Source organism: Variovorax sp. GW821-FHT09D04, from assembly GCF_059416405.1.
The window spans coordinates 304,992-318,389 of sequence record NZ_JBWKPA010000004.1 but is presented as its reverse complement, the minus strand read 5'-3'; the positions used below and the strand labels follow the sequence as shown (position 1 = coordinate 318,389).

Here is a 13,398-nt window from a genome sequence, read left to right as displayed (position 1 = left end):
CGTGGCAGATCTCAGGGCACGAGCACGGTGGCGCCGGTGGTCTTGCGACCTTCGAGCGCGCGGTGCGCCTCGGCCGCGTCGGCCAGTGCGAAGCTCTGCTGCGGCTCGCTCACGATGCGGCCGGCCAGCACGTGGCCGAACAACTCGTCGGCCATCGACAGCATGTGCGGACGCGGATGGATGTAGTGAACCATCGCGGGTCGCGTGAGCCAGATCGAGCCCTTCGCCGCCAGCAGCTTGGTGTCGAGGACCACGGCGCCAGAAGACGTGCCGTTGCTCACCAGCGTGCCGCGCGGCTGCAGGCAATCGAGCGAGGCTTCCAGCGTGTCTTTCCCCACCGAGTCGTAAACGACGGGCACGCCCTTGCCCTCGGTGATCTCGCGCACGCGCTGGGCGATGTTCTCGCGCGAAGTCACGATGGTGTGCGTGCAGCCGTTGGCCTTGGCGACCGCAGCCTTCTCGTCGGTACTGACGGTGCCGATCATCGTCACGCCCATCGCACGTGCCCACTGGCAGGCGATGAGGCCCACGCCACCGGCGGCTGCGTGGTACAGGATGGTCTCGCCGCCTTTCAATGGATAGACCTGCCGGAACAGGTACTGCGCCGTCATGCCCTTCATCATCAGCGTGGCCGCGGTGCGGTCGGAGATCCCATCGGGCAGTGGGATCAACACATCGGCCGGCATCACACGCACCTGCGAGTACGCCCCCTGCGGCCCGATGAGGTAGCCCACGCGATCACCCACACGGATGTCGGTCACGCCGGGCCCCACGGCCTCGACCACGCCCACGGCATCGGAACCCAGGCCATTGGGCAATGCCAGCGGATAGCGCCCGGTACGGAAATAGATGTCGATGAAGTTGACGGCGATGAGGCTGTGGCGCACGCGCGCCTGGCCCGGGCCGGGTTCGCCGACCTCGACGTGTTCGAGCTTGAGCACGTCGGCGCTGCCGGTCTCGTGGAAGCGGATGGCCTGGTTCATGGTGCGTCTCCTGGGGTGTGTGGGGGCTGGATGGAACGGATTCTTGCGGCGCGTGGCGGCGGCGGGAAGCGTGGTCTTGGCGATGTCCCAAATTGGCAAATCGATGCCCCAACAAAGCAAGAAATGCGGACGGGGTGCGCCGGATACTGACGGCATCGGCCCACCGAGGCCTGCAAGACAACAACCGGAGACACCCCATGAAACTGCTGCAATTTGCACGCGCCGCCACCGTGGCGCTGGTCGGATGCTCGATGGCCCTCGGGGCCTGGGCGCTGGGCGACAAGCCCGTCAAGCTCATCGTTCCCGCGCCGCCGGGCGGCACGATGGACATCGTCGCCCGCGTCGTAGGGCAGCAGATGGCGCTGGACATCGGCCGCCCCGTGATCGTCGAGAACCGCCCCGGCGCGGGCGGCTCCATCGGCCTGCAGGCCATGCTGCAGGCGCCGGCCGACGGCAACACCATCGTGATGGCCGCCAGCAACGTGCTGGCCGAGACGCCGCAGGTCGTGAAGATGCCCTTCGATCCGCTGAAGGACGTGGTGCCCATCGGCTCGGTGGCGCGCTCGGGCGTGGTGCTCGTCACGGCCGCGAACTTCCCGGCCAAGGACTTCCAGGGCCTCGTCGCCGAACTGAAGACGCGCAAGGGCAAGGCCAGCTTCGCCAGCTACAGCCCCGGCACCGTGTCGCAGTACGCGGGCCTCATCCTCAGCGACCGCGCCGGGCTCGACCTGCAGCACATCGGTTACCCCGGCTCGCCGCCCGCGCTGCAGGACCTGCTGGGCGGCCAGGTCGACCTGATGTTCGACGGCATGCTCACCTCGATGCCGCTCATCAAGGCCGGCAAGCTGCGCCCCTATGCCTTCACCGGCAAGACCCGCTCGCGCTTCCTGCCCGACTTGCCGACCACCACCGAGCTGGGCTACCCCGACCTGCAGTTCCGCGGCTGGGTCGGCTTCATCGGCTCGGCCAAGCTGCCGGCCGACGTGATGGCCAAGCTGCATGCCGCGATCGAGAAGGCCGGCCAGGCGCCCGCCGTGCAACAGAAGCTGCTCGATGTGGGCCTGGAGCCCGAGCTCAGCGTCGACACGCCCGCGCTCATCGCCGAGACCCGCGCGCTGTCCGAGCGCAACGCCGCCATCGTCAAGAAGTACCGCATCCAGGCGAACTGAGCGGCACGCGCCATTCCATCGGAGACCTTTCATGAAGATCAGATCTATCACGCCGTCCATCGGCGCCGAAATCTCGGACGTCCATTTGGGCGAGGCCTCGCGCGACCCCGAATGCTTTGCGTCGATCCGCGCCGCGCTGCTCAAGCACAAGGTGCTTTTCTTTCGCGGCCAGGACATCGAGCGCGCCGAGCACGTCGCTTTCGCACGCTGCTTCGGCGAACTGGAAGACCACCCTGTGGTCGGCAGCGACCCCGAGCACCCGGGCCTCGTGCGCATCTACCGCAGCGACAACAAGCACAGCTACGAGAACACCTACCACTGCGACGGCCTGTGGCGCCAGAGCCCCGCGATGGGCGCGGTGCTGCGCTGCATCGAATGCCCCGAGGTCGGCGGCGACACCATCTGGGTGAACATGGTGCAGGCGCACGACGAGCTGCCCGATGAGATCAAGCACAAGATCGGCAAGCTGCGCGCCAAGGCCAGCATCGAGCATTCGTTCGGCGCCGTGATGCCGATGGAAGCGCGCCTCAAGCTGGGCCAGGACCATCCGCCCGTGGAGCACCCCGTGGTGCGCACGCATCCCGAGACCGGCGAGAAGGTGCTCTACGTGGGCAGCTTCACCACCCACTTCGTGAACTACAGCACCCCCGAGAACGTGCGCCACGGCATCGACAAGACACCGGGTGCGGCGCTGCTGCTGAACTACCTGCTCAGCCGCGCCACCATTCCCGAGTACCAGGTGCGCTGGTCGTGGCAGCCGGGCGACGTGGTCGTCTGGGACAACCGCAGCACGCAGCACTACGCGCTGAACGACTACTGGCCCGCGCCACGAAAGATGGAACGCGCCGGCATCGTCGGCGACGTGCCGTACTGAACATCGCCCCCGCCCCGCCACCTGACAGACGCACGCCATGAACTTCCTCGACGGCCACCTCTTTCCCGAAAACCAGCAGCCGCTGATCATCACCGCCGCGCCTTATGCGCCGGGCTGGCTTCCTTCCGACTTCCCGGGCGAGATCCCGGTCACGATGGAAGAGCAGATCCAGAAGGCGGTCGACTGCTACAACGCCGGCGCCACCGTGCTGCACCTGCATGTGCGCGAACTCGACGGCAAGGGCAGCAAGCGGCTGTCGAAGTTCAACGAGCTGATCGCCGGCGTGCGTGCGCGCGTGTCCGAAATGATCATCCAGGTGGGCGGCTCCATCAGCTTCGCACCCGAGAGCGAAGGCGCCGCCGCCAAGTGGCTGAGCGACGACACGCGCCACATGCTGGCCGAGCTGGAGCCCACGCCCGACCAGGTGACGGTGACGGTCAACACCTCGCAGATGAACGTCACGGAGCACGCCGAGCTGGCCGACTTCAAGGGCACCTCGCGCGAGATTCCGGCCATCTTCGAGGCCTACAAGGAAATGACGGTGCCGGCGCAGCCGGGCTGGGTCGAGGAGCACATCCGCCGCCTCACGAAGGCGGGCATCCAGAGCGCCTTCCAGTGCTACAACATCAACAGCTTCGAGTCGGTCGAGCGGCTCATGCGGCGCGGCGTCTACAAGGGCCCGCTGGTGATGAACTGGGTGGCGATCAGCGGCGGCATGGACGCGCCGAACATCTACAACCTGGCCAACTTCGTGCGCGCCGTGCCCGACGGCGCGGTGCTCACGGTGGAAAGCTCGGTGCGCAACGTGCTGCCCGTGAACATGATGGGCATCGCCATGGGCCTGCATGTGCGCTGCGGCACCGAGGACGTGCTGTGGAACCAGACGCGCACCGCCAAGATCGGCACCGTGGCGCAGATCGAGCAGCTGGTAGCCATCTCGCGCCAGTTCGGCCGCCCGATCGCCACGGCGCAGCAGGCGCGCGAGATCTCGAAGATCGGCGTGTTCTACGAGACGGCCGAAGAGTCGCTCGCGGCCAACGGCTTCGCGCCGAACCGCAACGGAGGCAACCAGGGCTTCCTGCGCAAGGCGGCCTGAGAAGAAAGACTATGGCGATGACGAGGCGTTTCACGCGCGCCGCCTGGCGCCTGCTGGAGGGCATCGCGCATGCCCTGCGCCACGAAGACCTGGTTCAGAACGCGCGCACCGCGCCCTGAGCCACCGCGCCGGCCGTCTGCTTGCTCCACTGCGAGGCGCTGCAGCCGAAGTGGTGGCGGAACCAGTGGCTGAAGCTGCTGGGCCCCGAAAACCCCAGCAGCTCCGCCACCTCGCTCAGCGGCAGGTCGCTGTCGCGCAGGTGGCGCTTCACGAGGTCGGAGCGCACGTCGTCGAGCAGCCGGCTGAAGGTGAGGCCTTCGGCCTCGAGCCGGCGGTGCAGCGTGCGGCGGTCCACGCGCAGGTGCCGCGCCACTTCCTGCGCGGTGCAGCCGCCGCCGGGCATCAGCGCCAGGATGAGTTCGCGGCAGGCTTCGCGCGTGCTCTCGCCGCGGTCTTTCAGCGCGGCCTCCAGGTATTCGCGCGCGAAACGCGCCACGCCCTGGTCGCCCGATTCGCGCGGCTTGCGCAGGTCGGCCGCCAGGCACACGAGGCCGTTGAAATCCTGGTTGAACTTGACGTTGCGACCGAAGAAGGCGCGGTGCGCCGCCATGTCCGCCGGCGGGCGGTGCGTGAAGCACACCTGCTGCGGGCGCCACTGCGGATCGATCAGCTCGCCGAGGATGCGGAACATGATGCCCACGGCCAGCTCCATCGACTGGCGCATCGGCAGCCCCGGGCTGGGCAGCAGGTCTTCCTGGATGATGACCATGTCGCCCGTGTCCTCCAGGCGAAAGCTCAGCGAGGCGTTCACCAGCTTCAGGTAGCGGCCCAGCGTGTCGAGCGCGTCGCGCGGCGTGGGCTCTTCCTTGAGCACGACGCTGATGGGGCCCAGCGCCGACAGCTTGCGCTGCGCCGCGAGCCGCAGCGCGAAATCTTCGATGCGCGTGGCGCGCGCGGTGATCTCGAGCAGCTCGCGCACGGCGTCGCCGGGGATCAGCGTCTCGGGGTGCTCGAGCAGCTGCGCCTTCAGCCCCACGGTGCGCATGAAGGCATGCGGGTCGCGGCCGAGCGACTGCACCAGCTCCACGTAGCCGCTGAGGCTCGCGCTGCGCATCAGTCGACCGAGGTGCTTCATGGTGGCTGTGGGAAGGGCCCCGTGATGTTCACTCGGGGCTGATCTTGAGTTGCAGTTTCTCGATGATGGCCCGATTGTGGGCGGTCGTGGCGTCCAGCGTCTGGCGCAGCTGCACCAGCGTCGCCTCGCGCGGCGGATCGTAATTCTGCGCGAGCAGCGCCTCGCGGAACTTCGGCGCCTGCACGGCCCGGGCCACCTCGGCGCGGATTTTCTCCTGCAGCGCCGGCGGCATGCTGCTGAGCACGAACACGCCCACGCTCGCATCGGGCATCACGAAGTCGGGCAGGCCCAGCTCGCCGAAGGTGGGCACGTCGGGCAGGAAGCGCGAGCGCTTCGATGAGGCCACGGCCAGCGCCTTGATCTTGCCGCTGCGGATCAGCGAAGTGACGTTGCTCACCACCTCGAAGGTCAGCTGCACCTGGTTGCCCATGAGGTCGACCAGCGCCGGCGCCGAGCCCTTGTACGGCACCACGAGGATGTCGTTGCCGCTGCGCGCGCGCAGCATCTCGCCCAGCAGGTTGGAGCGTGTGCCCGTGCTCAGGTTGGCCACGCTGACCGAGCGCGGATGCGCCTTGGCATGCGCCAGCAGGTCGTTCACCGTGTTCGGCGGGAAGCCGGCGTTGGCCACCAGCACATGGAACATGCCTGTCACCTCGCCGACGTAGGTGAAGGTCTTGAGCGGGTCGAAGGGCGTCTTCACCGTGAGCGGAATGTCGGACAGCACGCTCGACGGCCCGACCATCAGCGTGTAGCCGTCGGCCGGCGCGGCCATCAGCGCGCGCTCGGCAATGACGGCGGAGCCGCCCGGCTTGTTGTCCACCAGCACGGTCTGGCCGAGGTTCGTGCGCAGCTGTTCGGCGAGCAGCCGCGCCGCCGCGTCGGAGATGCCGCCCGGCGGCGCGGGAACGATCAGCCGAATGGGCTTGTCGGGCCAGGCCTGGGCCGAGGCCGTGCCGCAGCACAGCGCGGCCAGGAAGAGAAGGGAGGCTCGCAGCAGATGCACACACATGGTTCGTCCTCAGGTGGAAGAGACAAAGGCGTGCGGATTCTGTGGCGCCACCGCTGCTGAATGCTTGGCGCCACGCGTCGGCCACTTACCGGATCGCGACAGCGACACCCGTCTTTGCACGCGCCGTTTCAATGCCCCAAAAAGACAAAACCGCGCCCCCGATGAGCAAGAAGTTTTCGCAGCTGCGCCAGAAACTTTGACTGCAAGCGCAACCCTTTCACCGGAGACAACCCCATGAACTTCCTCGACGGCCACCTGTATCCCGAGAACCAGCAGCCCCTGATCATCACGGCCGCGCCCTATGCGCCGGGCTGGATTCCCGCCGACTTCCCGGAAGACATTCCGGTCACGATGGAAGAGCAGATCCAGAAGGCGGTCGACTGCTACGAAGCCGGCGCCACCGTGCTGCACCTGCATGTGCGCGAGGCCAACGGCAAGGGCAGCAAGCGCCTGTCGATGTTCAACGAGCTGATCGCCGGCGTGCGCGCCCGCGTGCCCGAGATGATCATCCAGGTGGGCGGCTCCATCAGCTTCGCGCCCGAGGACGACGGCGCCGCCGCCAAGTGGCTCAGCGACGACACGCGCCACATGCTGGCCGAGCTCACGCCCAGGCCCGACCAGGTCACCGTGACCGTCAACACCACGCAGATGAACGTGACCGAGCACGCGGGCCTGGACGACTTCAAGGGCCTGTCGCGCGGCGACCCGCGGCTGTACTCGACGTACCGGGACATGATCGTTCCCTCGAACCCCAGCTGGGTGGAAGAGCACATCCGCCGCCTCACGGCCGCGGGCATCCAGAGCGAGTTCCAGTGCTACAACATCAACAGCTTCGAGACCATCGAGCGGATGATCCGCCGCGGCGTCTACAAGGGCCCGCTGGTGATGAACTGGGTGGCCATCAGCGGCGGCATGGACCAGGCGAACATCTACAACCTGGCCAACTTCCTGCGCGCCGCACCCGACGGCGCGGTGGTCACCGTGGAGAGCTCGGTGCTCAACGTGCTGCCCGTGAACATGATCGGCATCGCCCTGGGCCTGCACGTGCGCTGCGGCATCGAGGACGTGCTGTGGAACCAGACCCGCACCGGCAAGATGAGCTCGGTCGAGCAGATCAAGCAGCTCGTGCGCATCGCGACCGAGTTCGGCCGCCCCATCGCCACCGCGCAGCAGGCGCGCGAGATCATGAAGATCGGCGTGTTCTACGAGACCACCGAAGAGACGCTGCAGGCCAACGGCTTTGCGCCCAACCGCAAGGGGGCGCAGCAGGGCTTCCTGCGCAAGCCGGCCTGATACACCGCTTCTGGGGCGGCGGTTGACGTACCGACTGGTCAGTCGGTAGACTGGGCCGATCGCGCAGCTCACCGGGCTGCATCGCATCGAACCGAAAGCCCCCGATGAGCGAGAACTTCGCAGCCGAACTCCATCGCCGAGCGACCACGGCCCTGCAGGCCGGGCGCGCCGACGCGCAAGGGGAGGGCGACCGCGTGCCGGTCGGCCAGTACACCGACGAGGCCATCGCACGCGACGAGCGGCGGCTGCTGCAGCGGCATCCGCAGCCGGTGGCCGCCAGCGCCTCGCTCGCCTCGCCGGGCGCGTGGCTGTCGCTCACGCACACCGGCGTGCCGTTGCTGCTGGTGCGCCAGGAGAGCGGGCAGGTGCAGGCGTTTCTCAACGTGTGCCGCCACCGCGGCGCGCGCGTGGTGCCCGAGGGCAGCGGCAGCGAGGCGCGTGCTTTCGTCTGCCCGTACCACGCATGGACCTACAAGCCCGACGGCGCCTTGCGCGGCGTGCCCGAATCCTTCGGCTTTCCCTGCCTGAAGCAGGACGAGTCGGGCCTGCGCCGGCTGGCCACGGTCGAGCGCGCGGGCGTGGTCTGGGTCGTGTGCGATCCAGCGCAGGCGGACAGCGACCCCGGCGCGCACCTGGGCGCGCTCATGGACAACCTCGAATCGCTGGCCGGGCTGCGCGCGCCCGTGGCGTATGCGCCGCGCACGTACGAGGTCGAAGCCAACTGGAAGCTGCTGGTCGACGGCTCCTTCGAGGCCTACCACTTCAAGGTGGCGCACCGCGAGACCATCGCCCACATGTTCCTGCACAACCTGCAGGTCATCGACGAGTTCGACCTGAACCGGCGCCTGTACCTGCTCAAGTCGAAGTTCCAGGAACACCGGCCCGACGCCGCCGGCTTCGATCCGCGCCGCTACGGCAACCTGACCTACTTCTTCTTTCCCAACACGACCATCCTGGTGCAGCCCGACCACGCGCAGCTCAGCATGCTGGAGCCGCTGGGCGCCACGCGCACGCGCGTGCACGAGCTCACGCTGATCCCCGAGGCGCCGGCCTCGGAGAAGGCGACCGCGCACTGGGACGCGAACGTGGCGCTGTACCGGCGCACGCTCGCGGAAGACTACGCACTGGCCGAGTCGATCCAGGCCGGGCTGGCGTCGGGTGCGAACGACGCGCTCAGCTTCGGCACCTTCGAGTACAGCGCGCCGCGCTTCCATGCGCAGCTCGCGCAGCAGGTGGCGGCGATGCCGGCCGCACGCTGACGCGGACGGGTGTCGCGCGTGCAACAACCAGACCACAAGACACAAGAAAGAATGGCGCGCATCGCGTCTGATCGCCGGTCGCGTCTTCGCGGCATGCGCCAGGCGTGACGCCTTCCAGAACCGCCCGATGGCCACCCTTGCCCCTTCCCGTAAAGAAACGATCCTCGCGCGCGCCGAGCAGCACTTTGCCGACCACGGCTTCCAGGGCGCGTCGTTGTCGGCCATTGCGCGCGACTGCGAAGTCGGCAACCCGGGGCTGCTGCACCACTTCGCGAGCAAGGAGGTGCTGTACCGCGCCGTGCTCGAGAAGCAGGCCGAGGACCTGACGGCGCGCATCTGCAAGCGCGTCGAGGCGGCCCCCGACCTGCCCGCGCGGCTGCAGGCGTTCGTCGCGCTGCAGGTCGAGTGGATGCACGCGCGGCCCACGGGCTTCAAGCTCGTCACGCGCGAACTGCTCGACAACGCCGAGCGCATCCAGCATGCGCAGACCCGGCCGCTCGAAGGCTTCCTGCAAGCCAGCCTGGGCCTGGTGGCCGCAGCGCAGGCGGCCGGCCTCGTGCGCGACGACCTGTCGGCCGTGGTGGTGCTCACGCTCATCTTCGGCACGCTGAACTACGCAAAGATGGCACGGCCCACGTTCGCGAAGACCTTTGCCGAGCCCGCGCTGAAGAGCGACACGGCCTGGATGAAGGCGATGGCGCGCGACGTGTTGCGCGTCATCTCGCCGCCCTGATTTTTTTCTTTCTCTCTTTCCTTCCCAGCAACCCCGACCAAAGGACGTTCCCTTGAAAACCCGCATCACCGAACTCTTCGGCATCCGCCACCCGATCATCCAGGGCGGCATGCACTATGTCGGCTTCGCCGAGCTGGCCGCGGCCGTCTCCAACGCCGGCGGCCTGGGGATCATCACGGGCCTCACGCAGAAGACGCCCGAGCTGCTGGCGCGCGAGATCGCGCGCTGCCACGAGATGACCGACAAGCCCTTCGGCGTGAACCTCACCTTCTTGCCGACCTTCGCCTCGCCGCCGTACCCCGAGTACATCGCGGCCATCGTCGAGGGCGGCATCAAGGCCGTGGAAACCGCGGGCCGCAGCCCCGAGGCCTACATGCCGGCGCTGAAGGCCGCGGGCATCAAGGTGATCCACAAGTGCACCTCGGTGCGCCACGCGCTCAAGGCCGAGCGCATCGGCTGCGACGCGGTGAGCGTCGACGGCTTCGAGTGCGGCGGCCACCCCGGCGAGGACGACGTGCCCAACATGATCCTGCTGCCGCGCGCGGCCGAAGAACTGAAGATCCCGTTCGTCGCTTCGGGCGGCATGGCCGACGGCCGCAGCCTCGTGGCCGCGCTCGCGCTGGGCGCCGAGGGCATGAACATGGGCACGCGCTTCATCGCCACCAAGGAAGCGCCGGTGCACGCCAACGTCAAGCAGGCCATCGTCAACGCCTCCGAACTCGACACGCGCCTGATCATGCGCTCGCTGCGCAACACCGAGCGCGTGATCAACAACGCGGGCGTGGAGCGCCTCATGGAGATCGAGCGCGCCAAGGGCGACGCGCTGAAGATCGACGACATCATGGACCAGGTCGCCGGCATCTACCCGAAGGTGATGACCGAGGGCCACATGGACGCCGGCGCCTGGAGCTGCGGCATGGTGGCCGGGCTGATCCACGACGTGCCCAGCTGCGCGGAGCTCATCGACCGCATCATGGCGCAGGCGGACGAGCTCATCGCCAAGCGGCTGGCGGGCATGCTGAGGGGCTGAGCTTTCAGTACGTCACGGTCACCGTGATGGTGCTGCTGTAGGCGCCCGGCGCCACGTACTGAGCGGCCGGAATGCGGCCGTAGACGGTGTGGGGGCGCAGCGTGGTGACGCCACCGAGGTTTGCCAGCGCGCTGTAGCTGTCGCTGACGCTGTTGAGGCCCCAGACGGTGCTGCGCGCGTTGGTGGTGTAGAGGTTGTAGCCCAGCGGTGTGGCACCGACCGGGCCCACCATCTGCCGGCTGGTGATGTTGCCGGCCGAGCCCGCGTCCAGGCTGATCGTGAACGACAGCGTCACCAGGATGCCCAGGCCCGTGACCGTGCCGGCGACGGTCACGGTCGAGGTGTTGTCCTTGGGCGTCGCGGCGGCCGGGTCGTAGTTGCCGAAGGCCAGCGCTGTCGCGCTGACGGTGGCGCTGCAGCTGAACACGCCCACGCCCGAGCACGCAGCCATTGACGTGTCCGGGGCCAGCATCCCCGCCAGCGCCAGCGCGGCGGTCAGCGCGGAGATGAAGACACGGGTTCGCATCGGTAGGGTCCCATCGAAGGCAGTGCGCCGGCGGCGCGGTCGGGTTCGCCCAGCGTGAAGCGGCAATGCCCGCGCTTCCATCGCGCCTCGAAGCGTTCGTTCGGCTGCGGGTCGTCGACCGACACCAGCCCGTTGAAGCCCGACAGCAGCGAGGTGCCGCGCGCCGGGCGCATCACGTCGATGCCCGGCGGCAGCGGGCTGCCGTCGGGCAGCAGCACCGTGACGTTCGCGATCGCGTCGCGCGCGATGTCGAAGCTGGCCTGTGCCACGCCCTTGTAGCGCGGCACCACGCGCAGCACGTCGCTGCGCACCTGCGCTTCGATCGGCAGGTCGCCGTTGTCGATGCTGATGTGGTTGGGCTCGTAGGCGCGCAGGCCCGAGACGACGGCGCGGCCTTCGCTGTCGGTGGTGGTCCAGGGCTGGTTCTCGCGGTAGACCTTCACGCCGGCGGCGCCGGGCACGGTCACGAGCGCGAAGGCGTCGTCCGACTGGCGGGTGGCAAAGCCCACGCCGCCCGCGAAGCCCACGGCGCCGCTGGCGCGCAGGCGCACCGCGGTCTGGCCCTGGGCGCGCGCGGCTTCGGCCGTCAGCATGCCGTAGCGACCGCGCCAATCGACCGCAGCCTCGCTGCGCGCGTTCTCGCCGTGGGCGGCGCGCAGCCGGTAGCCCCAGCCCATGTCGTTGGGCGGCTGCTGCACCCACTCGGCCACGGCCGAGTGGCCGCCCGGCTTCTGCTGCTGCACCGAGAGCGTGGCGTGCTGGCGCTCGCCGAGCGTGAAGCTGAGGCTGACGTTCACCGAGGTGATGGAACGCTTGCCGTCCTGGCGCGTATGGGCCACCGAGGTGCCGAGCCAGGCGTTGCCGCCCAGGCCGATCGACCAGCTGGCGGTGGTCACGCCGATGTGCTCGCCGGTGTTGTAGCGCAGCCGCGTGTGGCTCGCGCCCAGCGTGCCGTAGCGGCCCAGCGAGCGGCCCGCGAAGAGTTGGGTCTGCGCGTCGGTGTGCACGGGGCTGTCGTGCCAGGCGATCTGCGTGAAGCCGCGGCTGGCCACCTGGCGGCTGACCGAGAAGTTCCATTCGTCGCTGGTGCGCGTGTAGGCGGCGCGCCAGAGGCGGCCGCTGTCGCCGTCCCTGCTGCGGCTGGCGGCGCCGTGCAGCGAGAGTTCGCCCAGCGTGCCCCAGACCCAGGTCACGCCGGCGCCCGCGGTCTGGCTGCGTGCACTGGCCTCGCCGCGCGCCTCGACGGTCACGCCGTCGTTCACGCCGTGGCGCCAGGTGCCGGCGACGAAGGGCGGGCCGTAGTCGAAGCTGCGCTCGCCGTAGCGCAGGCGCGTCCAGCCGGCTTCGAGCGAGTAGTCGGACAGGCCCGCGCGCAGCAGGTTCGAACTCACGTAGTACGGCGTGGTCACGGTGCGCTGCACGCCGAGCGCGTCGGTGACGGCGAAGCGCATCTCGCCCGCGCCGGTGAGCACCGGCACGTCGCTGAGCGCGAAGGGGCCGGCGTCGACACGCCGTTGATAGCGCAGCGTGTCGTTCACATACACCTCCACCGCCGACGGCACGGCCGCGCCGCCGCGCAGGGTCGGCATCGGGTAGCTGATGAAGCCGGGCTGCAAGCCGAAGCGGGTGCCGAACTGCACGCCGCCGAAACGAAAGGGCGTGGACCATGCGGCGGCCTGCGTGATCGTGTCGCCCACCGTGAGGCGCGTGAGCCGCGCGGGGTCGTCGCGGCGGAAGTAGCTGTCCAGCCGCGTCGTGCCGCGTCCGCCGAATGCGGACTGGCCGGCGACGAGGCTCGTGCCCACCAGGCCCCAGTCGGCCGAGGCCGCCGCATCGAAGTAGCCCGAGGCGCGCGTGCCTTCGCGGTCGTGCTGCAAGGCCAGGTCGTAGTTGAGAAAGGCCCCGAAGGCCGACGCCGACAGTGGCGGGCGGTCGCCGGCGTGCGCATGCACGGTGCCCAGCGTGAACGCCTCGGCGGGCACGCTCAGGTCCACGCTCTGCGCGCCTTCGTCGAGCTGCAGCTGCGCGCCCGGCAGCGCGCGCAGGTCGTAGTAGTCGGTGCCGTCGCGCTGCAGCGCCGCGGTGGCGGGCCGCACCAGGCGCCAGGCCGCGAAGTCGGGCGCCGACGCCAGCAGCTGCGCACCGCGCCGCAAGAGCGGCCGTGGCGCGGGCTGGCTCAGGCCGTTGATGCGCACATCGAGGATCGCGGGCTGCACCTCGCCCGCCATGTCAGCGGGTGAGGTCTGTGCGCAGGCCACGCGCAGGCCCAGCCAGCCGCAGCAGACCCACAA

12 protein-coding genes are annotated in these 13,398 nt (G+C 69.0%); 7 read left to right on the top strand and 5 right to left on the bottom strand.

The genetic code is table 11. The features are described from left to right. Positions 1-11 precede the first annotated feature (11 nt). On the bottom strand, positions 12-983 hold the full coding sequence (locus AC07O4_RS15800) for a quinone oxidoreductase family protein (protein ID WP_095948783.1): 972 nt from the start codon (positions 981-983) through the stop codon (positions 12-14). Between the two features lie 197 nt (positions 984-1,180). Here AC07O4_RS15800 and AC07O4_RS15795 point away from each other — a divergent pair, with 197 nt between their 5' ends. From AC07O4_RS15795 to AC07O4_RS15785, 3 genes are read left to right on the top strand one after another with little or no spacing between them, the layout of a single operon-like run. Continuing rightward, positions 1,181-2,152, top strand: coding sequence for a Bug family tripartite tricarboxylate transporter substrate binding protein (locus AC07O4_RS15795; RefSeq protein WP_495305054.1), 972 nt, complete (start codon positions 1,181-1,183; stop codon positions 2,150-2,152). Between the two features lie 31 nt (positions 2,153-2,183). Next, positions 2,184-3,026, top strand: coding sequence for a TauD/TfdA dioxygenase family protein (locus tag AC07O4_RS15790; RefSeq protein WP_495305053.1), 843 nt, complete (start codon positions 2,184-2,186; stop codon positions 3,024-3,026). Between the two features lie 37 nt (positions 3,027-3,063). Next, entirely contained in the window at positions 3,064-4,122 is a 1,059-nt protein-coding gene (locus AC07O4_RS15785; protein WP_495305052.1) for a beta-keto acid cleavage family enzyme, read from the top strand. A gap of 94 nt (positions 4,123-4,216) precedes the next feature. On the opposite strand, the gene AC07O4_RS15780 is transcribed toward AC07O4_RS15785, so the two are convergent. Both AC07O4_RS15780 and AC07O4_RS15775 read right to left on the bottom strand, forming a co-directional pair. Then, entirely contained in the window at positions 4,217-5,257 is a 1,041-nt protein-coding gene (locus tag AC07O4_RS15780; RefSeq protein ID WP_495305051.1) for an AraC family transcriptional regulator ligand-binding domain-containing protein, read from the bottom strand. 28 nt (positions 5,258-5,285) lie between these two features. After that, on the bottom strand, positions 5,286-6,266 hold the full coding sequence (locus AC07O4_RS15775; protein ID WP_495305050.1) for a Bug family tripartite tricarboxylate transporter substrate binding protein: 981 nt from the start codon (positions 6,264-6,266) through the stop codon (positions 5,286-5,288). A gap of 234 nt (positions 6,267-6,500) precedes the next feature. Between AC07O4_RS15775 and AC07O4_RS15770 the strand changes: the two genes are divergently transcribed. The 4 genes from AC07O4_RS15770 to AC07O4_RS15755 all read left to right on the top strand — a co-directional run bounded on the left by AC07O4_RS15770 (position 6,501) and on the right by AC07O4_RS15755 (position 10,581). Beyond that, positions 6,501-7,559, top strand: coding sequence for a beta-keto acid cleavage family enzyme (locus AC07O4_RS15770; protein WP_495305049.1), 1,059 nt, complete (start codon positions 6,501-6,503; stop codon positions 7,557-7,559). Between the two features lie 104 nt (positions 7,560-7,663). Next, the gene (locus AC07O4_RS15765; RefSeq protein WP_495305048.1) at positions 7,664-8,818 is read left to right on the top strand and encodes an aromatic ring-hydroxylating oxygenase subunit alpha; all 1,155 of its coding nucleotides are present in this window, start codon (positions 7,664-7,666) and stop codon (positions 8,816-8,818) included. Between the two features lie 127 nt (positions 8,819-8,945). Further along, complete coding sequence (locus tag AC07O4_RS15760; protein WP_062477248.1) at positions 8,946-9,551, top strand: TetR/AcrR family transcriptional regulator; 606 nt, start codon at positions 8,946-8,948, stop codon at positions 9,549-9,551. A 52-nt stretch (positions 9,552-9,603) separates the two neighbouring features. Then, a complete protein-coding gene (locus AC07O4_RS15755) occupies positions 9,604-10,581 on the top strand; it encodes an NAD(P)H-dependent flavin oxidoreductase (protein ID WP_062477251.1) in 978 nt (325 codons plus the stop codon). Positions 10,582-10,585: 4 nt separating this feature from the next. On the opposite strand, the gene AC07O4_RS15750 is transcribed toward AC07O4_RS15755, so the two are convergent. Both AC07O4_RS15750 and AC07O4_RS15745 read right to left on the bottom strand, forming a co-directional pair. Continuing rightward, entirely contained in the window at positions 10,586-11,107 is a 522-nt protein-coding gene (locus tag AC07O4_RS15750; protein WP_495305047.1) for a Csu type fimbrial protein, read from the bottom strand. Then, the gene (locus tag AC07O4_RS15745) at positions 11,077-13,398 is read right to left on the bottom strand and encodes a fimbria/pilus outer membrane usher protein (protein ID WP_495305046.1); all 2,322 of its coding nucleotides are present in this window, start codon (positions 13,396-13,398) and stop codon (positions 11,077-11,079) included. The genes AC07O4_RS15750 and AC07O4_RS15745 overlap by 31 nt, the downstream gene beginning before the upstream one ends.